This window comes from Pseudomonas sp. 1 R 17, assembly GCF_900067035.1.
In the GTDB taxonomy this organism is placed as follows: Bacteria; Pseudomonadota; Gammaproteobacteria; order Pseudomonadales; family Pseudomonadaceae; genus Aquipseudomonas; species Aquipseudomonas marginalis.
Map to the genome: position 1 here is coordinate 428,527 of NZ_FKLB01000069.1, position 21,458 is coordinate 449,984.

Annotated in this window: 23 protein-coding genes; 12 read left to right on the forward strand and 11 right to left on the reverse strand. The window is 61.6% G+C overall.

Features of this window, described 5'->3' with window-relative positions; translation table 11 throughout:
• Nucleotides 1-63 precede the first annotated feature (63 nt).
• The 5 genes from BFP99_RS30880 to BFP99_RS30900 form a co-directional block, all read right to left on the reverse strand.
• A complete protein-coding gene (locus tag BFP99_RS30880) occupies nt 64-999 on the reverse strand; it encodes a glutathione S-transferase family protein (protein ID WP_065948975.1) in 936 nt (311 codons plus the stop codon).
• Nucleotides 1,000-1,074: 75 nt separating this feature from the next.
• The gene (locus BFP99_RS30885) at nt 1,075-1,350 is read right to left on the reverse strand and encodes a GIY-YIG nuclease family protein (protein ID WP_065924326.1); all 276 of its coding nucleotides are present in this window, start codon (nt 1,348-1,350) and stop codon (nt 1,075-1,077) included.
• Between the two features lie 36 nt (nt 1,351-1,386).
• Nucleotides 1,387-1,857, reverse strand: a complete 471-nt coding sequence (locus BFP99_RS30890) for a nuclear transport factor 2 family protein (protein ID WP_065948976.1) — start codon at nt 1,855-1,857, stop codon at nt 1,387-1,389.
• A 93-nt stretch (nt 1,858-1,950) separates the two neighbouring features.
• Entirely contained in the window at nt 1,951-2,586 is a 636-nt protein-coding gene (locus tag BFP99_RS30895; protein WP_065948977.1) for a response regulator transcription factor, read from the reverse strand.
• A gap of 198 nt (nt 2,587-2,784) precedes the next feature.
• The gene (locus tag BFP99_RS30900) at nt 2,785-3,594 is read right to left on the reverse strand and encodes a response regulator (protein ID WP_065924213.1); all 810 of its coding nucleotides are present in this window, start codon (nt 3,592-3,594) and stop codon (nt 2,785-2,787) included.
• Nucleotides 3,595-4,010: 416 nt separating this feature from the next.
• Between BFP99_RS30900 and BFP99_RS30905 the strand changes: the two genes are divergently transcribed.
• From BFP99_RS30905 to BFP99_RS30940, 8 genes are all read left to right on the forward strand, one after another.
• Nucleotides 4,011-4,634 carry a DUF1120 domain-containing protein gene (locus tag BFP99_RS30905; RefSeq protein WP_065948978.1) on the forward strand — a complete coding sequence of 208 codons (624 nt, stop codon included), beginning with the start codon at nt 4,011-4,013 and terminating at the stop codon, nt 4,632-4,634.
• Between the two features lie 46 nt (nt 4,635-4,680).
• Nucleotides 4,681-5,295, forward strand: coding sequence for a DUF1120 domain-containing protein (locus BFP99_RS30910; RefSeq protein ID WP_065924215.1), 615 nt, complete (start codon nt 4,681-4,683; stop codon nt 5,293-5,295).
• Between the two features lie 38 nt (nt 5,296-5,333).
• Nucleotides 5,334-5,954, forward strand: a complete 621-nt coding sequence (locus BFP99_RS30915) for a DUF1120 domain-containing protein (protein ID WP_065924216.1) — start codon at nt 5,334-5,336, stop codon at nt 5,952-5,954.
• Nucleotides 5,955-6,043: 89 nt separating this feature from the next.
• The gene (locus BFP99_RS30920) at nt 6,044-6,667 is read left to right on the forward strand and encodes a DUF1120 domain-containing protein (RefSeq protein WP_065924217.1); all 624 of its coding nucleotides are present in this window, start codon (nt 6,044-6,046) and stop codon (nt 6,665-6,667) included.
• A 33-nt stretch (nt 6,668-6,700) separates the two neighbouring features.
• Nucleotides 6,701-7,402: a fimbria/pilus chaperone family protein gene (locus BFP99_RS30925; RefSeq protein ID WP_065924218.1), complete on the forward strand. Its 702-nt coding sequence runs from the start codon at nt 6,701-6,703 to the stop codon at nt 7,400-7,402.
• 94 nt (nt 7,403-7,496) lie between these two features.
• Nucleotides 7,497-9,929 carry a fimbria/pilus outer membrane usher protein gene (locus BFP99_RS30930; RefSeq protein WP_083221295.1) on the forward strand — a complete coding sequence of 811 codons (2,433 nt, stop codon included), beginning with the start codon at nt 7,497-7,499 and terminating at the stop codon, nt 9,927-9,929.
• A gap of 11 nt (nt 9,930-9,940) precedes the next feature.
• Nucleotides 9,941-11,077, forward strand: coding sequence for a DUF1120 domain-containing protein (locus tag BFP99_RS30935; RefSeq protein ID WP_065948979.1), 1,137 nt, complete (start codon nt 9,941-9,943; stop codon nt 11,075-11,077).
• Between the two features lie 17 nt (nt 11,078-11,094).
• Nucleotides 11,095-11,745: a DUF1120 domain-containing protein gene (locus tag BFP99_RS30940; protein ID WP_065924220.1), complete on the forward strand. Its 651-nt coding sequence runs from the start codon at nt 11,095-11,097 to the stop codon at nt 11,743-11,745.
• Here the strand turns inward: BFP99_RS30940 and BFP99_RS30945 are convergent.
• Entirely contained in the window at nt 11,742-13,007 is a 1,266-nt protein-coding gene (locus BFP99_RS30945; RefSeq protein ID WP_065948980.1) for a CynX/NimT family MFS transporter, read from the reverse strand. The two genes, BFP99_RS30940 and BFP99_RS30945, sit on opposite strands and share 4 nt — an antisense overlap.
• Nucleotides 12,997-13,656 carry a FadR/GntR family transcriptional regulator gene (locus tag BFP99_RS30950; RefSeq protein WP_027604711.1) on the reverse strand — a complete coding sequence of 220 codons (660 nt, stop codon included), beginning with the start codon at nt 13,654-13,656 and terminating at the stop codon, nt 12,997-12,999. Before BFP99_RS30950 ends, BFP99_RS30945 begins: the two co-directional genes overlap by 11 nt.
• Nucleotides 13,657-13,815: 159 nt before the next feature.
• Between BFP99_RS30950 and BFP99_RS30955 the strand changes: the two genes are divergently transcribed.
• Together BFP99_RS30955 and BFP99_RS30960 are read left to right on the forward strand one after the other, a co-directional pair.
• Nucleotides 13,816-14,127, forward strand: coding sequence for a type II toxin-antitoxin system MqsR family toxin (locus BFP99_RS30955; protein WP_065924222.1), 312 nt, complete (start codon nt 13,816-13,818; stop codon nt 14,125-14,127).
• Nucleotides 14,124-14,606: a type II toxin-antitoxin system MqsA family antitoxin gene (locus BFP99_RS30960; RefSeq protein WP_065924223.1), complete on the forward strand. Its 483-nt coding sequence runs from the start codon at nt 14,124-14,126 to the stop codon at nt 14,604-14,606. The genes BFP99_RS30955 and BFP99_RS30960 overlap by 4 nt, the downstream gene beginning before the upstream one ends.
• Nucleotides 14,607-14,656: 50 nt before the next feature.
• Here the strand turns inward: BFP99_RS30960 and BFP99_RS30965 are convergent, their stop codons facing one another.
• The 4 genes from BFP99_RS30965 to BFP99_RS30980 all read right to left on the reverse strand — a co-directional run bounded on the left by BFP99_RS30965 (nt 14,657) and on the right by BFP99_RS30980 (nt 18,826).
• On the reverse strand, nt 14,657-15,421 hold the full coding sequence (locus BFP99_RS30965) for an amino acid ABC transporter ATP-binding protein (protein ID WP_003171943.1): 765 nt from the start codon (nt 15,419-15,421) through the stop codon (nt 14,657-14,659).
• 11 nt (nt 15,422-15,432) lie between these two features.
• A complete protein-coding gene (locus BFP99_RS30970) occupies nt 15,433-16,530 on the reverse strand; it encodes an amino acid ABC transporter permease (protein ID WP_027604714.1) in 1,098 nt (365 codons plus the stop codon).
• A 10-nt stretch (nt 16,531-16,540) separates the two neighbouring features.
• Nucleotides 16,541-17,722, reverse strand: coding sequence for an amino acid ABC transporter permease (locus BFP99_RS30975; protein WP_065948981.1), 1,182 nt, complete (start codon nt 17,720-17,722; stop codon nt 16,541-16,543).
• Nucleotides 17,723-17,794: 72 nt separating this feature from the next.
• A complete protein-coding gene (locus tag BFP99_RS30980; RefSeq protein WP_065875000.1) occupies nt 17,795-18,826 on the reverse strand; it encodes an amino acid ABC transporter substrate-binding protein in 1,032 nt (343 codons plus the stop codon).
• A gap of 345 nt (nt 18,827-19,171) precedes the next feature.
• Here BFP99_RS30980 and BFP99_RS30985 point away from each other — a divergent pair, with 345 nt between their 5' ends.
• Both BFP99_RS30985 and rhlB read left to right on the forward strand, forming a co-directional pair.
• Nucleotides 19,172-19,828 (forward strand): alpha/beta hydrolase, encoded by a 657-nt coding sequence (locus BFP99_RS30985; RefSeq protein ID WP_027604717.1) that lies wholly within the window; start codon nt 19,172-19,174, stop codon nt 19,826-19,828.
• A 95-nt stretch (nt 19,829-19,923) separates the two neighbouring features.
• Nucleotides 19,924-21,387 carry an ATP-dependent RNA helicase RhlB gene (gene rhlB / locus BFP99_RS30990; RefSeq protein ID WP_074843967.1) on the forward strand — a complete coding sequence of 488 codons (1,464 nt, stop codon included), beginning with the start codon at nt 19,924-19,926 and terminating at the stop codon, nt 21,385-21,387.
• Nucleotides 21,388-21,458 lie beyond the last annotated feature (71 nt).

A 21,458-nucleotide genomic window follows, 5' to 3' on the forward strand; every position in this document is an offset into this window, starting at 1 on the left:
AGTTTCAAGCACTACACGGATGGGCCGCCGGTTTACCTCACGTTTATTTGCAAATATTTTCAGTTAGTGCGCCTGAAGGCGAAAACCAAAGCGAGGGAAGTGCACGTGCACGGTGCCGGCGCGTGGGTCGGTACGGCGCAGGATCAGTTCTTCGCGCCCGGCAAACAGCAATTCGCCGACGACCGGGTCGACGCCGTAGTCGATGGCGCTGATGCTCACCTGCTGGCCGGCCTTAAAGCCATTCAAGTCCTCGAACACTTCGTCCGGCAACGCTGCCGGTGTGGCGTCGCGCGCAACCTTCAAGGCCTGCTCGGCCGTCATCTGGCTGGACGTGCCGTGGCCGAAACCGAGCACGCGGCCCAGCCATGCAGACACAGCCGGATAAGCATCCACCAACGGCGCAGTCACCGGCGTGGCCTTGAGGAACCACAACGGGTGGGCCAGGGCAAAGTCGGCAATCGACGGCTCGCCAAACAGGAAGTCCCCGGCCTCGCGCTGCAATTGCTGCTCCAGGCGCGCCATGATCGCTGGCCATTGGTGCTTGGCCAGTTCGGCTGGCAACTTGCTCGCGGTGCCGCCGCTGAACAGCGCGGCGCGGTCGGCGAGAAACGCCTTGATCGCTTCCGGCGGCAGTTTGCCGAAGCGCACCGCCACCGATTCCGGCTGAAACACCAGGCTCACCGCGTGGGCAAACACCACGCTGTCGGCCCAGGTAGCAAAGGTTTGGGTGATCATTTCCTGGCCGAGCGGGAACAGCGCGGGCGCGGTTTTTTCCTGCTCCAGGCGGCGGGCGATCAAGGCGGTGTCGCAGTAGATATCGGCGCCCACTTGCAGCACTGGGGTTTTACGGTAGCCGCCGGTGAGGGCTGTCAGGTCTGGCTTGGGCATCACCGGCGAGATATGCACCGAATGCCAGGACAAACCTTTGAAGCCCAGCAGCAGCCGAGCTTTTTCCGCGAAAGGAGACGTTGGGTAGTGGTGCAGGATTAGCTCAGGCATGCTGGGGTCCACGGGGTAAATGAACCCGCAGCTTAGCGTGCAACCGGCTCTGGTGGCGTGATGGGAGCCTATCAGTCAGATCAATGAGCCCTGCGCCGCCAGACATTCCTTGGCGCTCTTCTTCAGTTTCTTGATCAACCGCTCCTGGCGCAGCGCCTCGCCCTTGCTCGCGCATTGCTCCGTATACACCAGCGCCACCGCCGGGCTGCTCAGGAAAAACCGCGCGCCTTTACCGCTCTGGTGCGAGGCGAACCGGCGCAGCGGGTCATTGCTGATGCCGCAATACAGCGCGCCGTTGGCGGCGCGCACCAGGTAGACGTACCAGGGTTTGGGTTCAGCGGGATCAGTCACGGCAAGCTTCAACACACCAGAGGAGCGCCAAGCTTATCAACGACTGGCCTGGAATGCCTTCAAGCCTTTGTTCGCCTGGGCGCGCACGGCGTTTTTCACCAGCGGCGTCCAGCCCAGCAGCAGGCCCTTGGTGCCCAATGCCTGGCGCGACCAACGCCACAGGTCGAAGTGATCGTGGTGCTCGCAGATCTTGCCGTCACGAAACACAAAACGCGCCTGGATATCGTTGACCACAACATTGCCGGTCTGGCTGAACAGGTAAGTTGCCACCCAATGGGCACTGCCCGTGGTGTCATCGCTGCGAACCTGGTCGAACGTCAGCGAAAAATCCTTGGCCCGCGTGGTCAGCATGCGCCACATGTCGCCGGCATCGCGCCCGCGCAACTCGCCGAAAGCCGGGTCGCTGAACAGTACATCCTCGGTGTAGCAGGCACTCATGGCCTCGGCATCCAGCCGTTGAAACGCACTGTAGAACGTGGTGATCAGCGCGGTGTGGGCGTCACTCATGGGCAGCTTCCATCCATCAGGTTCAGGGCTCGGTACGATAAGCCCTGGCGCGGTTGAACACTATCGGCATTTATCCGGCGAATGCCGGTGCAGCTACGGCACCATGCCGCAACTGCGGGCATAGGCGAACAAGTCGACATCGGTAGAGATGCACAGACGCTGCATCGCCGTACTTTTCTGCTTGCTGATGGTCGAGATGCTGCGATTGACCCGAGCGGCGATCTGGCTGACCGTCAGCCCACTGGCCAGCATGCGCACCACCTCCCGTTCCTTGCCCGACAACTGTGGCTGTTGCGACTGGTCGCCGGTTCCAGCCTGTATCAATTGCACCCGCAAGCACTCGCTGACAAAGGTCTGGCCTGCGCTGACCGAATTGATCGCCAGCGGCAACTCTTTGGCCGAGGCACTTTTGGCCACAATCGCCTGGGCCCCATGGGCAAAAGAGGCGCGCAACGTGGCGACGTTGGCGAACATCGTGACCAGAATCACCGGCAACGTCGGGTACTGGCGGTGCAACAGGCTCAACAAGCCATACCCGTCGGCCTGCTGGCCACCCGGCATGGCGAAATCGGTCACCAGCACGTCACAGGGGGTCGTCTCCAGCAAACGCAGCAGTTGGTCAGGGCCATCGGCCTCGCCGACCACTTTGCACCTGCCATTGGCCTCGACCACCACTCGCTGCCCGATACGCACGATGGGATGGTCGTCAGCAATAATCACGCGAAGCATAAACACCCACAGATGATGGCAACTTGATTCAGCGCAAAATACCCTCGCCCGCGGCCCTCAACAACCGTCTAAATCCAGGCGTTTGCGTTGCGATCAACGTTTCGTAGCTGCTCTATGCAGGCCTACAAAATAAAAAGAAAAACCCTACATCCATAGACTGCAATTCAGGCTTTATTTTTCCTACAAACAGCAATGGCTTCACAGGGAACCCAAGTACGTGAGGTAGTCACGCAGCTCCCGCTCAAAGGCTTCCAACGCAGGCGTGCTCTGCCTGATGCCCTGAGCATGGACTTGATCGATCAAGCTCATGCCTCGCCCCTCCAGTTCAGCCACGCCGAGAAACGCCAGGCTTCCCACCAGGCGATGCAGGCGTTCGACAGTCGAAGGGACATCCGAGGCCAGTCGGGCTTGAAACAAGGCAGCGCTGTCCTCCTGGGCTTCACAGAGCAGGCTGGCCAGCATCTGGCTCACCACTTGGGCATCTCCAAAGGTATCAATCAGCCCGGCACGGGTTGGCCAACGCGCTGACAGCCGATAAACCGGTGCAGCAACGGGCGGGCCGGGAAGCCACAGTGCCAGCACTTCACGCAGTTGATCGAAGGTCAATGGTTTGAGCAGCCAGGCGTCCATGCCTGCTTCGCGGCAACGTTGCGGATCGTCGTCTACCAAGTTGCCGGTCAAGGCAATGATCGGTACGCGTGCCGACGCATTCGCGCATTCGCGCCGTCGAATCGCCCGGCTCATGCTGTAGCCGTCCATGACGGGCATCTGGCAGTCGCTGATCACCAGATCGTAGGGGTATTCGGCGAGCGCCGCGAGGCCGTCCAGCCCATCGACGGCCAGCTGATGGCCAAGCCCCAGTTTATGCAGAAACCACCCCATCAAGGCGCGGTAGGCGGAGTGGTCTTCCACCACCAGCACCTTCAAATGCTGCCAGTGTGGTGGCAGCGCGGTCGAGGGAGTCAATTCACGGGAAAGCACTGCGCTCAACGATACGCCAGTCTCCATGGTCACCTCAGTGTTGCGATCGGTTCGCCAGCGCCCGGTTGGCGCTGGCGCAAGAGTCAGAGATGCGCCTAAGCACACTCATATGACCGTCATCGCCAGACTAAAATATCTTCATGACCACTTCTAAGACGATGCAACAACTACGAAAAACCAATTTTCCTACATGATCTCGCATCTATTCCGACATGGACCCGATTGACTTTCAGGCCCCCTCGGCATTGTCGTAAAAGTTGTATTTCTCGCGGCCCCTCCCCTCGCTACATTGCGCCCCACCCCGATCAGAGGGAACGGGCTCGCCGCACTGCGGCAGCCTCGACACAGCGCGCCAAGCCACCTTGCAACCTGCCCCTCAACGGGACTGGTAAAGGCTTGCGCACGCCTTAAACAGCCGACCTTGCACTGGAACAATCTGAACAATGAACAAGTCCCTGAATCTGGTGGGCACCGCCCTGTTACTCGCCAACACAACATCGGCCTTCGCCGCCAGCTCCGTAGACCTGACAGTAAAGGGGTTGATCACGCCGAGCGCCTGTACCCCCAACCTGCCTGGCGCCGTCGACTTTGGGAAAATCTCCGCCAAAGACCTGAGTCAAGAGAGCCAAACCCTGCTTGAGGTCAAAACCCTGCAACTGACCGTGAGTTGTGAAGCCTCCACGCTGTTTGGCATCAACCCCGTCGACAACCGTGCAGGCTCCTCAATGCGCGCCGGTGCCTATGGCCTGGGTCTGATCAACGGAACAGAGAAGCTGGGGCGGTATTACATCACGCTGCGCAATCCCGTCACCGATATCCCCTCGATCATGCTGACGATGTTCACTGACGGGCGGTGGTCAGAGCTTTATGAGGACGATGCGGTAGAACCGAATCGATTGTTTGCCTTCGGCGATTTCAACGGTGAGAGCGGTTGGGCACCTCACCCCCTCAAGAATGCAGCCGTGGAAATCGTACTCAACACCGCTATCGCGCCAGCAAAAGACCTGACCTTGACCAATGAAGTGGCATTGGACGGCTCAGCGACACTGGAAGTGAAGTACCTGTAACCCGGTCGACGCTACGTAGACCCCTCTTGTAAAGAACCCTTTGCCTATGAACGCTTTTGCCTCCCGACTCATGTTGACACTGTTGTTCGCGCCGCCGGTAATGGCCGACAGCAACACCGACCTCACGGTCAAAGGCACCATCACCCCGAGCGCCTGTGCGCCACTGATCTCCGGCGGCGGCACAATCGACTTCGGAAAAATGGCAGTCAAGGACCTCAACGCCGGGCAATACACCTCATTGCCCAACCAATCCATGCAATTGAGCGTGCGTTGTGAAGCACCGACGTTCTTCACCCTGACCACCGTCGACAACCGCGCCGGCTCCTCTGCCAACCACCAGTACTGGCATGGGCTGGGCCTGACCCAGGAAGGCGAAAAGCTCGGCGGCACGGTTTTCCATCTCTATGGTCCCGTGGCTGATGGTGTCGCGGTACGCACCATCACCTCACAAGACGGCGGCGTGACGTGGCTACCAACCAGCCTGCTGACGCACACCCTGCTGACCGCCGTCGCGGTGGGCAACCAACTGGTGCCGATCGCGGTGAAGGATTTCGACGCTGAAATCCGCCTGTTCACCCACATCGCCCCCGCCGATAGCCTGACGCTGACGGATGAAGTGCCCGTCGACGGGCACGCCACGGTCCAGGTCAGCTACTTGTAAGTGCCACACACAGACTCACTCGAAAGGAACTCGCCCCTATGAAAGCCCTGTTAACCACCCTCACCACCAGCCTGCTGCTGCTCGGCTCCGCCAGCACCTACGCCGCGTCTACCGTCGACCTGACCGTCAAGGGCCTGATCGTGCCTAGCGCCTGCACGCCAAACATGAGCAGTGGCGGGATCATCGACCACGGCAAGATTTCCGCAAAAGACCTGCGTCCGGACAACCCTACACACATCGGGACCCATGTCATGACCCTGGTGGTGGTGTGCGATGCGCCCATTCAGTTTGCCCTGCACTCCATCGATAACCGTGCTGGTTCATCCATTTCCTCTTCCGACTACGGCTTGGGCCTGATCAACGGCACCCAGAAGCTGGGCTGGTACAAGCTGATGCTGCGTAACGCCGTTGCCGACGGCGCACAGATGCAACCGATTGCCTCCTCGGATGGCGGCAACACCTGGTACAGCGAAAAGTTCTGGGACGCCGGCTTGTACATGGCGCTGGCCACCCTGGACGACGCCACCCAACCGGCCTCCATCAAGGAACTGGTGACGGAGTTGGTAGTAGACACCTCCATCGCCCGCACCGATGGCCTGGACCTGAGCAACGAGGTGACGCTCGACGGCTCGGCCACCTTGGAAGTGAAGTACCTGTAAGCCTTGGGCGCCCATGCCTGGCGGGAACAGGCAGGCATGGGCATTTCTTCCGTTTCGGCCGTTTGCACGTCGGCCAGTGGCGCAAACCGATGACTACCTACCCTCGCCTCTTGGCGACAGTCCTTTTACTGACGAACGCCACGGCGGCCTTTGCCGCGTCGTTTGTCGACATCACGGTGACCGGTCGGCTGACGCCGGACGCTTGCCACGTGACGCTGTCTGACGAGGGCACGGTCGATCACGGCAAAATCCCGGCTCACACCCTCAGTCCCAGCGAGTTCACCCTACTGCCCAGCCGGGCATTGGCGCTGAATGTGCAGTGCGCCAGGCCCATGCTATTTGCCCTGGTTGGGATCGACAACCGAGCCGAGTCCGCCTTGGGCCCCGGGCTTTACAGCCTGGGCAGAAACATCCACGCGCCCGCCGAACGCCTGGGGTCGGTGGCGCTGTCTTATCGCAACCCGTTGGGCGATGCGCAACCCATGCAAGCGCTGGCTTCCAGCGACAACGGCGAAACCTGGGCACCGCACCCCAATGCCTCCCCCAGGACCTACGTCGGTTTTGCCCCCATCGGTGATCGCCAGCCCGACTTCATCGGCCAGTTGAGCGCCCAACTGCAAATCGACACCGCCATCAACCTGGCCCAGTACCTGACCCTGAACCAGGAAGTGCCGCTCGATGGCTCCATCGTCCTGGATTTGCGCTACCTCTGACTTCTTTATGCTGCCCCTATGGGAAACCCCGTCATGACGACGACATTGTTGAAAACCGCGGCCTGCCTGGCTGCCCTGACGTTGCTGCCGGCCACTTATGCACAGGCCGATGGCATGGTCCCAGACACCTCCGTGGTGATCATTTACGAAACCGATGGCGAAGCCGCCGTATCGGTGACCAACACCGACAGCCAACTCGCCTTGCTGCACGTCACCCTGGAAGATGTTCCCGAGGACACCGAGTCGTTACTGGTGGTCACGCCGCCACTGTCGCGGGTCGAACCGTCCAAATCGCAACTGGTGCGTTTCATCCTGCAAAGCCAGCAACCGTTGCTCACCCAGCGACTCAAGCGGGCAATCTTTGAAGGCATGCCCCAGGGCCGGCCGGCCACTGAAGCCGGGCATGCACGGGTAGGCGTGACGGTGCGCCAGAACTTGCCGGTGATCATTCATCCCAAAGGCCTGGCGCGCAATCGCACACCGTGGACTCTACTGAGCTGGTCGCAGCACGGCGCCACCTTGCAGGTGCGCAACGACAGCCCGTATGTGGTGCGCCTGGCCCAGGAACTGCGCCTGCTGCCCGGTGATGGCAAGGCGATGCTGCCGCGCACCTACGTGTTGCCGGGAGAAACCCTGAGCATGCCGGCCACCGGCGGCCCGGCCAGCACCGTACGGCTGCAACCGGCCACGGTGTATGGCTTTGCGGTAGCCGCCTACGAAGCCCCTCTGACCTGACGGCATACACCAGGCGCCCGGCGCCTGCATAACGAAGTGACGGCTCGAAGACCGTCACCAGGGCGCACAGACGCCCATCACTTGAGTGCCTTTCGTGAAAACAGTATTTAGCGACCGTGACGGCGAAGCCGTGCCCGACACACCTGCCCGCATCACTCGCCCGGCCATGCTGTTGGCGTGTGTGCTCTGGCCCGCAGCACCCTGGGCCGAAGCACGACCGGGGTTTGATGCCACGACCCTGCACCAGCGGGGCATTGATCCACAATTGGCCAGCCTGTTGCTCGACGCACCACGCTTTGCCGCTGGCCGGCATGCTGTCAGCCTGCGGGTCAACGGCCAGCGCCGGGGGCGCCTGGAGGTGGGGTTTGATCAACAGGGCGCGCTGTGTTTTGACCGCGCCCTGCTGGACGCCGCCAACCTGATCGTCCCCGCAGATGACGGCCCCTGCCATGACTTTCTGGAACGCTACCCACAAAGCCTGGTGGAGCCCGACCCGGCAAGCCTGACGGTGTCGCTGGTGGTGCCGACCGAGGCGTTGCGGCCTGTGCAACAAGACGTCTCGGGCTATGAAACCGGTGGGGTTGCCGGTTTGCTCAATTACGACCTCACCGGGTTCTACAACCGCTTCGGTGACGGTGACAGCCGTTTCGGCTCGGCCAATACCGAAGTCGGTTTCAACGCCGGCGACTGGATCGTGCGCAGCCGCCAGGTACAGACCTGGCAGGACGGTCTGTCGCGCAGCACGCACCTGGAGGCTTACGCCCAGCGCACGTTCGCCAGCCACCAGGCCGTGCTGCAACTCGGGCAGATCAACCTCTACAACCCAGTGCTGTCCGGCGCGCAGATCACCGGGGTGCAGGTCCTCACCGAACAGGCCCTTCAAGAGCAAGGCCAGGGTGCGACCATCGAGGGGATCGCCAACAGCCCGGCGCAGGTCGAGGTGCGGCAGAACGGCGCGTTGATTCACTCCACAGTGGTCCCCGCCGGGCCGTTTTCCCTGACGGATGTGCGCCGTTTGAACTCGCGCTCCGACGTCGACGTCACCGTCCGCGAAAGCAGCGGTGGCGAGCGGCGTTTCACCGTCCCGGCGGCCATGCTCGGCCTTGGTTTGCCAGCACCGGGCTATTCGGTCGCAGCAGGGCGCGTGCGCAACATCGGCAATGCCCAGGGCGATGACCCTTGGGTGGTCAGCGCAGGCTGGACCGGCGCCGTGCACCCGCAACTGTCCCTGGGCAGCGGCGTGCTGGCGTCCAGCGAATATCGCGCGGGCGGGTTGAGCCTGGGCTGGCTGCCGTGGCTGGACAGTCAAATCCAGCTGTCCAGCCAACTCGCCGATACCCAGGCACGGGACAAGGTTCGCGGGCTGCAGACCGACCTGTCATGGGCCCAGCGCCTGAATGATCAGTGGTCGTTCAGCGTGGCCAATTCCTGGCGCACGGCGGGCTATCGGGAGCTGGAAGAAGCCACCTACGAACCCGAGACCACTCAGCAACGGCGCTCGCGTTATCGCGATCAACAAAGCGCGACGTTGGGATGGTCCCACCCGTGGTTGGGCGCGTTCAGTGCGGGGGCTTCACGCTCCAGCAGCTATGTTGGCGACAGCAGCAGCCGGGGCCTGGTCTCCTGGGGCACCAGCGTGCGCGGGGTGTCGCTGTCGGCCAGCGGCGAATGGCAGATGGGCGGCCGCCAGCAACAAGACAATGCGGTGTACCTGAACATCAGCGTGCCCTTGGGCGAGAGCCGCCGGGCCCGCGGCTGGGTGCGCAACTCCGGTGGCGAACACCGCACCGGGCTGGGTTTGAGTGAGCAGATCGACGATCAACTGAGCTACCGCGTCAGTGCCGAACACGACACCCGCGATCGACAGGTGGAAACCACGCTGGGCCTCTCCGCCCTGCCGCGCTATAGCCAACTGGACTTCAGCTACAGCCGCTCCGACGCCGAGCGTTCGAGCTACCAAGGCAGCGCCCGAGGCGGTGTGGTGATGCATGGCGGCGGCGTCACATTATCGCCCTACCCAGTGCGCGACACCTTCGCCGTGGCATCGGTGGGCGACATCAGCGGCATCAAACTGAGCACCCCCAGCGGGCCAGTGTGGACCGACTGGCAAGGCCAGGCCGTGGTGCCGCAGGTCAGCGCTTACGGCCGCAGCCCGGTGGAAGTCCAGACCCGCTCGCTGCCACGCAATGCGGATATCAACAACGGCCTGGCAATGATCGCGGCCGGGCGCGGGGCCGTGGATCGGGTCGAATTTGGCGTGACCCGCACACGTCGGGTATTGCTGCACGCGCGCACCGAACAGGGCACACCCCTGCCGCGCGGGGCGTCCGTCAGTACCGCTGGCGGGGAGTTCGTAACCCTGGTCCAGGACGGCGGCCAGGTGTTCCTGCCCAATGTGCTGGAGCAACCGCAATTGTGGGTCAGCGCCCCTGGCATGGCGCGTTGCGCCCTGCGCTTCGAGTTGCCGGAAAAGAGCGACCCCCAGGTGTATTTCGAAACCGCGTCCGCACGCTGCGATAAATCATGAGGACCCTCACCATGAATACCGCTTCTACCCTGTCCCGCCTGGCCATGAGCGTGATGCTGCTGATAGTCGCCAGCAACGCCCTTGCCGAGGACGAGTGCCAACTGAACCTCAGTGAATCACTGCTGGATTTCGGCCTGATGAGCCGGATCGCACAACAGGACAGCGCCCTTGAGCGCCCGTTGGGTGAGCGCCGCGTCAGCCTGAATGTGAGCTGCGCGCAGCCGACCGACATGAGCCTGTTTTATCAGGCGCTGGCGGCCACTTCGCAGCGGCTGCGGTTCACCGAGCATGGCAGCTACGCGATCCAGGCCAGCGACGCGGTGCTGGACGGCACCGCCGTGGAGCTGGGATTGATCCCCGCACTCGGCCAGCCGCCAGTGGCCCGTGGCGCGCTGCTGAACTGGCGCACAGGCCACGGCATCGCACCGGTCAACGGCGAGACGCTACTCAACGGCCAGCATTTTTCCGTGCAATTGACCTTCAGCGCCTTCGCCGACATCGCCGCCACACGGGTCACGGACGCCACCACCTGGGAAGCCTCCGGGACGTTCCATGGCCGTCATAGCGCGCGCGAAGTGAGTCTGCGCGCCCACTTCGCGCCCGCCGCGTGCAAACCTCAACTGTCCAACGGTGGCCTGGTGGACTACGGCACGTTGCTGGCGAAAGATCTGAGCCCCACCCACGAAAACCCACTGCCCACCCGCACCTTGCAGTTCTCTGTCAATTGCGACGCGCCCACCCCCTTTGCCCTGCTGATGCACGACAACCGCTCCGGCACGGCCACCGGCGGCACCGATGAAACCGCCTATGGCCTGGACCTGGACAACAGCGGGAACAAGATCGGCCGCTACTACCTGAACATCGACCCGGCAGACTTCACCGCCGACGCCTACCGCACGCTCTACCGCACCGACTCCACCAGCAGCGGCCAGGCCTGGAGCACCTCCAGTGCGCGGCAGATTCCCATCGCCGCCCACAGCCTCATGGGTTTTACCGACAGCGCCGGCAACACCCGCGGCCCCATTGCCCTGCAGAACCTGGCCGGCACCGTGCGTATCAAGGCGTACCTGGCCCCCACCCAGTCCATGGACCTGCGCACGGTGGTGCACATCAATGGTTCCGGCACCCTTGAAATCATCTACCTCTAATCACTGGAATCCGCTGAATGAACAAGTACTGCCTGGTTTTTTCTTCACTGCTATTGCTGCCCTCGACCGCGCCGGCACTGGCGGCGTCGACCGTGGAGCTGATCGTCAAGGGCAGGATCACGCCCGTCGCCTGCACGCCGCTGCTGTCCGCTGGCGGCTTGATCGACTACGGCAAGATTTCCCAGCAGGACCTGAACCTCGACAGAGGCACACGACTGCCGATCAAACATCTGCAAGTCAGCATTGGCTGCAACGCGCCGAGCCGCTTTGCCTTGCGCATGCGTGACAATCGCGATGGCACTGCCACGGTCAATAGCGAGATTTACTACGGGTTGGGGCTGGACCACAGTGGCAATCGCATCGGCCTCTATTCCATGAGCTTCGACCCGCGTAGCACCCAGGCAGACAGCGCCACACCCCTGTACGGCACCGAGTCCACCACCGGTGGCCTGGCCTGGCGCACCGCCAACCTCAACCCTATCGATATCGGGGCCAACAGTTACCTGGGGTTCACCACCGCCGAAGGCAGCACCGCCGGGCCCTCGGCGATCCAGGAGCTGATCAGCACGGTCAAGGTCGAAGCCGTGATCAATGCCCGGCAGAACCTTGACCTGAGCCGCGATACCCCACTCGATGGCTCGGCGACGCTTGAAGTGGTGTATCTCTAAAGCTTCTCACTGCTGACCTGCACATACCGTGCACGCCCGGCGCCCAGGCCGGCGGTGATCGCGCCCACGCCCAGCAGCGCAAAAATCCAGCCGGTGGCGGCCCAGCCGCCGGTCCAATCGTGCAATAGCCCCACCGCCAAAGGGCCGAGGGAGGCCAAGGTGTAACCAATCCCCTGGGCCATGCTCGACAGGTTGGCCGCCACATGGGCATCACGCGAGCGCAGCACAATCAGGGTCAGTGCCAGACTGAACGTGCCGCCTTGCCCCAGGCCCAGCACAATTGACCAGCCCCACAGACCGTCCAGCGGCGCATACAGGCAACCGAACAGGCCGCCCAGGGTCAACAGCATCACCACGACGATGGCCACGCGTTGATCCTTGCCGCGTGTCGCCAGCCAGGGTGCGGCCAGGGAGCTCAACAGCTGCACAATGATGGAGCCCGACAGTGCCAACCCGGCTTCGGTGGCGCTCAGGCCACGGCCGATCAGGATCGATGGCAGCCAGCCAAACACGATGTACGACAGGGACGATTGCAGGCCCATGTACAAGGTGACTTGCCAGGCCAACGGATCACGCAGCAGGCCCTTCACTCGATAGGCGACCTGGTGGGTAGCGTGTTTGCGGCCGACCTGCGGTAACCAGAACAACGCCGCCGCCAACGCCGGCAGAATCCAGAAGCCCAGGCCAATGGTCCAGCGGTCACCGAAGTAATGACTCAGCGGCACCGTGGCACCGGCGGCCAACGCCGCGCCCAGGCACAGGGCCATGGTGTAGACCCCGGTCATGGCACCGGCCTGCCTGGCGAAATCACGCTTGATCAGGCCCGGCAGCAAGACGCCGATGATGCCGATGCTCGCACCGGCGATCAGGCTGCCGGCGAACAAGCCCACTTCGCCAAAAGCGCTGCGCAGGATGATGCCGGCGGCCAGGGTCAGCAAAATCCCCAACACCACCCGCTCGGCGCCAAACCGCCGGGCCAGGATCGGCGCCGTGGGTGCGAACAGGCCGAGGCACAACACCGGCAGGGTGGTGAGCAAACCGGCCTTGGCCGCCGACAACCCCAGGCTGCTGGAGACGTCGGCCAGCAATGGCGCCACGCTCGACAGCGCCGGACGCAGGTTCAAGGCCACCAGAATCAGGCCCAGCAGCAGCAACCAGGGGCGACTCACCACCGGGTGGCTGCTTTGCACCACTTCGTCGTCGGCCTCGGCGTCGATCAACAGTTCGTCCAACTCGCTCGTACGTTTGGTTTCAGGGTTCATTGATCAACTGCCGGCAAAGGGATTTGGCGCGTTCCGGGTCCTGGTGTTCCACGGCTTCGAGCAGGGCGATATGCAGGTCGAACACCGCCTGGCGACGCGGCGAAATGTTCAGGGTCTGGCGCAACTGCGCGCCGACGATGGCGGAAAAGTACTGGTACAGCTCGCTCAATGCCGGGTTGTGCGCGGCGTCCACCAGGCGTTTGTGGAACAGCAGGTCGGCGCTGATATAGGCCTCGAGGTCACCGTGGTACAGCACCGCGCTGGCCTTGAGTGCCTCATGCAAAGCGGTGAGGTCGGCTTCGGTACGGCGCACCGCCGCGAGCCCGACGGCCTCCACTTCCAGTATCTGCCGCGTCTCCTGCGCCTGCTCCAAGGTGCAGTGGGATAACGCGCGCATGGCCCCCAGCGGGTCGGTCATGGAGCGCAGGTAACTGCCGTCGCCCTGGCGGATCTCGATCAACCCGGAAAACGCCAGCACGCGCATGGCCTCGCGCACGGTATTGCGGCTGATGCCCAGCTCGGCGGCCAGCTCCGGCTCGGTGGGCAGGCGTTCGCCGATGGCCCACCGGCCTTCGCTGATACGCCAGCGCAATTGCTCAAGGGCCTGGTCCACCAGGGAGCGTTTGATCAAGGGGGCGATGTCTGTCATGGGATGCAGGCTTTCGTCCAATCATAGGATGAATTTTCCTACAGCCTATTCAGAGTTGCCTACAAAGGCAACGCACTACGGTTCTTAGGCAGCAAAAGGAGCAGTATTTTCGATTGGTAAAATTACCCTCAAAGGGTAATTATTCAGCTCAGGTGTCTTATGGAAAAGTACACACCTCATTACGATCTGGCGGTGATCAAGGCGGATGTCAGGCGGCTTGGAGGCCGGGCATTTACGCTCGCAGCAAAGCAAACAGGCGCGCGGCTCGGCCTGAATATCAACGAGATGCAAGAGGTCGTTTTCGAACTACAAAACAGGATGTTGTACAAATCGATGACCACGTATGCCGATCACCGGGTGTGGCAGGACGTGTACCACATCAATTCACACGGTCTGGAGATTTACATCAAGGTCACTTACTGCACAGCCGGTAACCCTCCAGTGATCTCCTTCAAGAAGAAGAGCTCATGAACACTCAACATTGCTTCATTTGCGGTGCACCCGACGCCATGACGCGCTTCGAAAGCCGCAGCGAAACCCTCCGTGTCAACGGCATGGAACGGCGTGTCGATGACCTGTCTGGCTGGGAATGCCAACTGTGCGGCGACGGCATGCATGACCCTGACAGCTCCGACCGCTATAGCGCCGCCAGCGATGAACTGGTCCGTACCGCGCGGACAATGATCGGCAACGAGATGAAACGCATCCGTCGCAAGCTGCACCTTACGCAGAAAGAAGCCGTGCAACTGTTGTCCGGTGGCGGTCACAACGCTTTTTCACGTTATGAACGCGGTGAGCTTCTGCCACCGAAGCCACTGGTTCTATTGATGCGATTGTTGGACCGTTACCCTCACCTCCTCGCCGATGCCAGGGTATTGGCCGAAGGCGCTGACCTGCGGGGCTTCACCCATACCGCGAACACAGGGCAGGAGGCGCTCAAGGCCTCCTGAACAGACAAAAATAAACCCGGCCAAGCCGGGTTTATTTTTTCAGGCATCGATCAATGCAGGATCTGGCTCAAGAACAGCTTGGTCCGGTCATTCTGCGGGTTGTCGAAGAAGTCATTCGGCGCCGCCTGTTCGACGATCTCGCCCTTGTCCATGAAGATCACGCGGTTGGCCACGGTGCGCGCGAAGCCCATTTCGTGGGTTACGCACAACATGGTCATGCCGTCTTCGGCCAGGCCGATCATGGTGTCGAGTACTTCCTTGACCATTTCCGGGTCGAGGGCCGAGGTCGGCTCGTCGAACAGCATGATTTTCGGCTTCATGCACAGGGCACGGGCAATCGCCACGCGCTGTTGCTGGCCGCCGGACAGTTGCCCCGGAAACTTGTGAGCCTGCTCCGGGATGCGCACACGCTCCAGGTAGTGCATGGCGATTTCCTCGGCCTTGCGCTTGGGCATCTTGCGCACCCACATCGGCGCCAGCGTGCAGTTCTGCAGGATGGTCAGGTGCGGGAACAGATTGAAGTGCTGGAACACCATGCCGACTTCACGGCGGATCGCTTCGATCTGCTTGAGGTCGTTGGTCAGCTCCACGCCATCGACCACGATGCGGCCCTGCTGGTGCTCTTCCAGGCGGTTGAGGCAACGGATGGTGGTGGACTTGCCCGAACCCGACGGGCCGCACAGCACGATACGCTCGCCCTGCTTGACGTTGAGGTTGATGTCTTTCAACACATGGAACTGGCCGTACCACTTGTTGACGCCCTGCATCTGGATAATGCCTTCAGGGCTCACAGGCTGTTTGATCGCTTCGCTCATAACATCAACTCCTAACGCTTGTGGCCTGTGTCGAGCTTGTGTTCCAAATGAATGGAATAGCGCGACATACCAAAACAGAAAATCCAGAACACCAGGGCGGCAAACACATAGCCTTCGGTGGCCATACCCAACCATTTAGGGTCGGCGGCGGCTTGCTTGACGCTGTTGAGCAGGTCGAACAGGCCGATGATGATCACCAGGCTGGTGTCCTTGAACAACGCGATAAACGTGTTGACGATGCCCGGGATCACCATCTTCAGGGCTTGCGGCAGGATCACCAGGCCCATGCTGCGCCAGTAACCCAGGCCCATCGCCGCGGCCGCTTCGTACTGACCTTTGGGAATCGCCTGCAAGCCACCGCGCACCACTTCGGCCACGTAGGCCGACTGGAACAGGATCACGCCGATCAACGCCCGCAGCAGCTTGTCGATGCCCATGCCTTCGGGCAGGAACAAGGGCAGCATCACCGAGGACATGAACAGCACGGTGATCAACGGCACGCCGCGCCAGAACTCGATGAAGGTCACGCAGACCACACGAATCGCCGGCATGTTCGAGCGCCGCCCCAAGGCCAGCACAATGCCCAGAGGCAAGGCGCCGGCGATGCCGACGGTGGCGATGACCAGGGTCAGCATCAGGCCGCCCCATTGGCTGGTGGCCACATTGGTCAGCCCGAAGATCCCGCCGTGCAGCAGGAAGTAGGCGATGATCGGGTACAGCACCAGGAAGCTCAGGCCATAGACCGCCTTGCGTGGGAAACGCGAGATGAACAACGGCGCCACGCCGACGATGGCCAGCCACACGGTCAGGTCCACACGCCAGCGCAGGTCGCCGGGGTAATAGCCGTACATGAACTGCCCGAAGCGCTGCTGGATAAACACCCAGCACGCGCCTTCCTTGGTGCAGTCGGCGCGGGTGGTGCCGACCCAGTTGGCATCGAGGATGGCCCACTGCAGGATCGGCGGCACCACCAGGTAGATCAGGTAGAACGCCAACAGCGTCAGCAGGGTATTGAGCCAACTGGAGAACAGGTTGGCGCGCATCCAGGCCATCGGTCCGAAGACTTTGCTCGGCGGCGGCATATCAGGTTTGAAAGTATGCGAACTCATGTGCGTTTCCTCACCGCTCGATCAGCGCAATGCGCTTGTTGTACCAGTTCATCAGCAGGGAAATGCTGATGCTGATCGCCAGGTACACGCTCATGGTGATGGCAATAACCTCGATGGCCTGGCCGGTCTGGTTGAGCACCGTGCCGGCAAACAGCGAAACCATTTCCGGGTAACCGATACCGGCGGCCAGCGACGAGTTCTTCGCCAGGTTCAGGTACTGGCTGGTCAGCGGCGGAATGATCACCCGCAGGGCTTGCGGGATGATGACCTTGCGCAGCGTCGGCCCAGGGCGCAGGCCCAGGGAGCGCGCAGCTTCGGTCTGGCCGTGGCTGACGGACTTGATGCCCGAACGCACGATCTCGGCGATAAACGCTGCCGTGTACACGGTAAGCGCCAGGGTCAGCGCCAGCAGTTCAGGGATCAGTACCCAACCGCCGACAAAGTTGAAACCTGAAAGCTTTGGTATTTCCCAGTGCAGCGGCGCGCCGAAGATCAAGGCACACAGCGCCGGGATCACGATAAACAGCGCCAGGCCCGCCCAGAACTTATGGAAGGGTACGCCGGTCGCTTCAAAACGCTTGTTGGCCCAACGCGCCATCAGCACGATGGCCACGATGGCAACCACGATACTGGCCACAAACGGCCAGAACCCGTCAGCGGCCAGCGCTGCCGGCATGTTCAGGCCACGGCTGCTGACAAAGAAGGTGTCACCGAAGTTATGGCTGTTGCGCGGTCCCGGCATGGTCAGGAACACCGCGAAGTACCAGAACAGGATCTGCAGCAGCGGCGGAATGTTGCGGAACACTTCCACATACACGGTCGCCAGCTTGTTGATCATCCAGTTCGGTGACAGGCGCGCCACGCCGATGATGAAGCCCAGCAGGGTCGCCAGGATCACCCCGATAAAGGTCACCAGCAAAGTGTTGAGCAGCCCGATCACAAAGACGCGGGCATAACTGTCCGATTCGGTGTAGTCGATCAGATGCTGCGCGATGCCGAAGCCGGCACTGCGCTCAAGAAAGTCGAAACCCGAGGTAATGCCCCGGTGCTGAAGGTTGGTCTGGGTATTGTCGAAGAGGTACCAGCCCAGCGAGACCACCGCCACAATCGTGATGATCTGGAAGAGCCACGCACGCACTTTGGGATCGCTGAAGCTGAGCTTCTGCTTTGGTGCGCCGATTTGATTTTGCATGAAGTGCCCCGGAAAGAATGGAACAGAACATCACCCGGCGGTTGGCCCACCGGGTGACAGAACCATCAGCGATCAGCGCACAGGGGGTGCGTATTGAATGCCGCCAGCGTTCCACAGCGCGTTCAGGCCACGGTCGATTTCCAGCGGGGTGCTCTTGCCCAGGTTGCGCTCGAACACTTCACCGTAGTTACCGACTTGCTTGACGATCTGTACGACCCAATCCTTCTTCACTTTCAGGTCTTTGCCGTATTCGCCGTCAGCACCGAGCAGACGCGCAACGTCCGGGTTCTTGGTGGACTTGGCTTCAGCTTCAACGTTTTTGGACGTGATGCCGGCTTCTTCAGCGTTGAGCATGGCGTAGCCCACCCAGCGCACGATGGCCAGCCACTCGTCATCGCCGTTACGCACGACCGGGCCCAGCGGTTCCTTGGAAATGGTTTCCGGCAGAACCACGTAGTCCTTCGGCGCGGCCAGCTTGCTGCGCTGGGCGAACAGTTGGGACTTGTCGGAGGTCAGTACGTCGCAACGACCGGATTCCAGCGACTTGGCGCTTTCATCGGAGGTGTCGAAGGTGATCGGGGTGTATTTGAGGTTGTTGCCACGGAAGTAGTCGGAAACGTTCAGCTCAGTGGTGGTACCGGCCTGGATGCAGATGGTTGCACCGTCCAGTTCCTTGGCACTTTTGACACCCAGCTTGTTGTTAACCAGGAAGCCGATGCCGTCGTAGTAAGTGATGAAGCCCGGGAATTTCAGGCCCATGCCCGCATCGCGGGAGCTGGTCATGGTGGTGTTGCGCGACAGGATGTCGACTTCGCCGGATTGAAGCGCGGTGAAACGCTCCTTGGCGTTCAACTGGCTGAATTTGACCTTGGTGGCGTCGCCGAAAACGGCAGCGGCCACGGCGCGGCAAACGTCAGCATCGATCCCGAGGATCTTGCCGCTGGCATCCGGTACCGAGAAGCCCGGCAAGCCGTCACTCACGCCACATTGCACAAAGCCTTTCTTCTGCACGGCGTCCAGAGTGGCGCCAGCCTGGGCGAAACCACTGACACCCAGTACAGCCGCCGCGCTAACGATGGCCAGGGTGGATTTCAATACCTTCATTCAAACCTCCAGTTGCTCTTGTTGTGTCGAAGCTCCAACCTCAGCGCACCCTTATGAGGCGATATCGACCCGTGTTGGCTTTTTTTGGGGTCAAGCGGCATGAGGCTTTCGCGGTAATTCCAGCGGCTATCCTGAAAGCGGCAGTCACTGATAGTGTTACCGTCCCAGGAAAGTTCTGACATCGACCTACACATAGCAAGGCGCGTACCAGAGTGGCGGCTGAGTCGTTTCAGCCCCTCGTCAATGGAAAAAGATTCAACCTTGCGACATTCTCTTAACAGATCAACCTGTCGCGCACCGTTACGACGCACCCAATCGGAGCGCGCGCACATATATGGAGCAGACATGACCGAACCCTTGATTCTTCAGCCCGCCAAGCCCGCAGACGCCTGCGTAATCTGGTTGCATGGCCTGGGTGCCGATCGCTACGACTTCCTGCCGGTGGCCGAGGCGCTGCAGGAAAGCTTGCTGTCCACCCGCTTTGTATTGCCCCAGGCACCGACCCGTCCGGTGACGATCAATGGTGGCTACGAGATGCCCAGTTGGTACGACATCAAGGCCATGAGCCCGGCCCGCTCGATCAGCCTGGAAGAACTGGAGGTGTCGGCAAAAATGCTGACCGATCTGATCGAAGCACAGAAGAGAACCGGAATAGACGCTTCGCGGATTTTCCTCGCGGGCTTTTCCCAAGGTGGCGCCGTGGTATTCCACACCGCGTTCCTGAATTGGGAGGGGCCATTGGGCGGCGTCATCGCCCTCTCCACCTACGCGCCCACCTTCAGCGATGAGCTTGAATTGTCGGCCAGCCAACAACGCATTCCAACGCTATGCCTGCACGGCCAGTACGACGAGGTGGTACAGAACGCCATGGGCCGCAGCGCCTACGAGCATCTGAAAACCCGTGGTGTCACCGTGACATGGCAGGAATACCCAATGGGCCACGAAGTGTTACCCCAGGAGATACACGATATAGGGACTTGGTTGACCGCTCGCCTGGGCTGAACCCCAAGTTTATGTAGCCGTATGACAGACGCACTACGCCGCGCCCGATTCTTGCATTACACTGGCCGGCGTACATTCCTTAACCAATTAATGAGATCACCGTGCTCAAAGCACTCAAGAAGATGTTCGGCAAAAGCGAGGCTGAGCCGCTCGCGCCTGTTCCCAGTGCTCCTGTCCCCACCTCCGGCAGCCGCAATGACGGTCAACAGCCAGGCCGGACTGCACCTGTCGCCCAGCCTAAGACGCCGACGGTGACACCGCCCGAACAGGCAAAACTCGAGACGCAAGCCGCACCCGCCCCCAAGCCTCGCCGGGAACGCGCGCCCAAACCGCCGGTGATCCCGTGGAAACTCGAAGACTTCGTCGTCGAGCCCCAGGAAGGCAAGACCCGCTTCCACGATTTCAAACTCGCCCCGGAACTGATGCACGCCATCCAGGACCTGGGTTTCCCGTACTGCACGCCGATCCAGGCGCAGGTCCTGGGCTTCACCCTCGCCGGCAAAGACGCCATCGGTCGTGCCCAGACCGGTACCGGCAAGACCGCCGCGTTCCTGATCTCGATCATCACCCAGCTGCTGCAAACGCCGCCGCCGAAAGAACGCTACATGGGTGAACCGCGTGCGCTGATCATCGCGCCTACCCGTGAACTGGTGGTGCAGATCGCCAAGGACGCCGCCGACCTGACCAAGTACACCGGTCTCAACGTCATGACGTTCGTCGGCGGCATGGACTTCGACAAGCAGCTCAAGCACCTCGAAGCCCGCCACTGCGACATCCTGGTGGCGACCCCCGGCCGCCTGCTGGACTTCAACCAGCGCGGCGACGTGCACCTGGACATGGTCGAAGTGATGGTGCTGGACGAAGCCGACCGCATGCTCGACATGGGTTTCATCCCACAAGTGCGTCAGATCATTCGCCAGACCCCGCCAAAGGCCGAGCGTCAGACCCTGCTGTTCTCCGCGACCTTTACCGAAGACGTGATGAACCTCGCCAAGCAGTGGACGACCGAGCCGTCGATCGTCGAGATCGAAGCGCTGAACGTCGCCAGCGAAAACGTCGAACAGCACATCTATGCCGTGGCCGGTGCCGACAAGTACAAGCTGCTCTACAACCTGGTCAACGACAACGGCTGGGAACGCGTGATGGTGTTCGCCAACCGCAAGGACGAAGTGCGCCGCATCGAAGAACGCCTGGTGCGCGATGGCGTGAATGCCGCGCAGCTGTCCGGCGATGTGCCGCAACACAAGCGCATCAAGACCCTGGAAGGCTTCCGCGAAGGCAAGATCCGCGTGCTGGTGGCCACCGACGTGGCCGGGCGCGGGATTCACATCGACGGCATCAGCCACGTGATCAACTTCACCCTGCCGGAAGTGCCGGACGACTACGTGCACCGCATTGGCCGTACCGGCCGGGCGGGGGCTGCGGGCGTGTCGATCAGCTTTGCCGGGGAGGATGACTCGTATCAGTTGCCGTCGATCGAGACGTTGCTGGGGCGCAAGATCAGTTGCGAGACACCGCCGACGCACTTGCTGCGGGCTGTAGAACGCAAACGCCCGTAAGCTGAAATGCGATAAAAAATGTGGGAGGGGGCTTGCTCCCGATGGCAGTGGCACATTCAACATCTCTGTTG

What these genes read in the sequence shown, in the direction of transcription:
- BFP99_RS30890 (WP_065948976.1), bottom strand. Translation starts at nt 1,857, where the DNA reads ATGAGTGACGCCCACACCGCGCTGATCACCACGTTCTACAGTGCGTTT.
- BFP99_RS30970 (WP_027604714.1), bottom strand. Translation starts at nt 16,530, where the DNA reads ATGAGTTCGCATACTTTCAAACCTGATATGCCGCCGCCGAGCAAAGTC.
- BFP99_RS30955 (WP_065924222.1), top strand. Translation starts at nt 13,816, where the DNA reads ATGGAAAAGTACACACCTCATTACGATCTGGCGGTGATCAAGGCGGAT.
- BFP99_RS30965 (WP_003171943.1), bottom strand. Translation starts at nt 15,421, where the DNA reads ATGAGCGAAGCGATCAAACAGCCTGTGAGCCCTGAAGGCATTATCCAG.
- BFP99_RS30895 (WP_065948977.1), bottom strand. Translation starts at nt 2,586, where the DNA reads ATGCTTCGCGTGATTATTGCTGACGACCATCCCATCGTGCGTATCGGG.
- BFP99_RS30925 (WP_065924218.1), top strand. Translation starts at nt 6,701, where the DNA reads ATGACGACGACATTGTTGAAAACCGCGGCCTGCCTGGCTGCCCTGACG.
- BFP99_RS30900 (WP_065924213.1), bottom strand. Translation starts at nt 3,594, where the DNA reads ATGGAGACTGGCGTATCGTTGAGCGCAGTGCTTTCCCGTGAATTGACT.
- BFP99_RS30920 (WP_065924217.1), top strand. Translation starts at nt 6,044, where the DNA reads ATGACTACCTACCCTCGCCTCTTGGCGACAGTCCTTTTACTGACGAAC.
- BFP99_RS30940 (WP_065924220.1), top strand. Translation starts at nt 11,095, where the DNA reads ATGAACAAGTACTGCCTGGTTTTTTCTTCACTGCTATTGCTGCCCTCG.
- BFP99_RS30935 (WP_065948979.1), top strand. Translation starts at nt 9,941, where the DNA reads ATGAATACCGCTTCTACCCTGTCCCGCCTGGCCATGAGCGTGATGCTG.
- BFP99_RS30880 (WP_065948975.1), bottom strand. Translation starts at nt 999, where the DNA reads ATGCCTGAGCTAATCCTGCACCACTACCCAACGTCTCCTTTCGCGGAA.
- BFP99_RS30975 (WP_065948981.1), bottom strand. Translation starts at nt 17,722, where the DNA reads ATGCAAAATCAAATCGGCGCACCAAAGCAGAAGCTCAGCTTCAGCGAT.
- BFP99_RS30915 (WP_065924216.1), top strand. Translation starts at nt 5,334, where the DNA reads ATGAAAGCCCTGTTAACCACCCTCACCACCAGCCTGCTGCTGCTCGGC.
- BFP99_RS30905 (WP_065948978.1), top strand. Translation starts at nt 4,011, where the DNA reads ATGAACAAGTCCCTGAATCTGGTGGGCACCGCCCTGTTACTCGCCAAC.
- BFP99_RS30950 (WP_027604711.1), bottom strand. Translation starts at nt 13,656, where the DNA reads ATGACAGACATCGCCCCCTTGATCAAACGCTCCCTGGTGGACCAGGCC.
- BFP99_RS30985 (WP_027604717.1), top strand. Translation starts at nt 19,172, where the DNA reads ATGACCGAACCCTTGATTCTTCAGCCCGCCAAGCCCGCAGACGCCTGC.
- BFP99_RS30960 (WP_065924223.1), top strand. Translation starts at nt 14,124, where the DNA reads ATGAACACTCAACATTGCTTCATTTGCGGTGCACCCGACGCCATGACG.
- BFP99_RS30945 (WP_065948980.1), bottom strand. Translation starts at nt 13,007, where the DNA reads ATGAACCCTGAAACCAAACGTACGAGCGAGTTGGACGAACTGTTGATC.
- BFP99_RS30980 (WP_065875000.1), bottom strand. Translation starts at nt 18,826, where the DNA reads ATGAAGGTATTGAAATCCACCCTGGCCATCGTTAGCGCGGCGGCTGTA.
- BFP99_RS30910 (WP_065924215.1), top strand. Translation starts at nt 4,681, where the DNA reads ATGAACGCTTTTGCCTCCCGACTCATGTTGACACTGTTGTTCGCGCCG.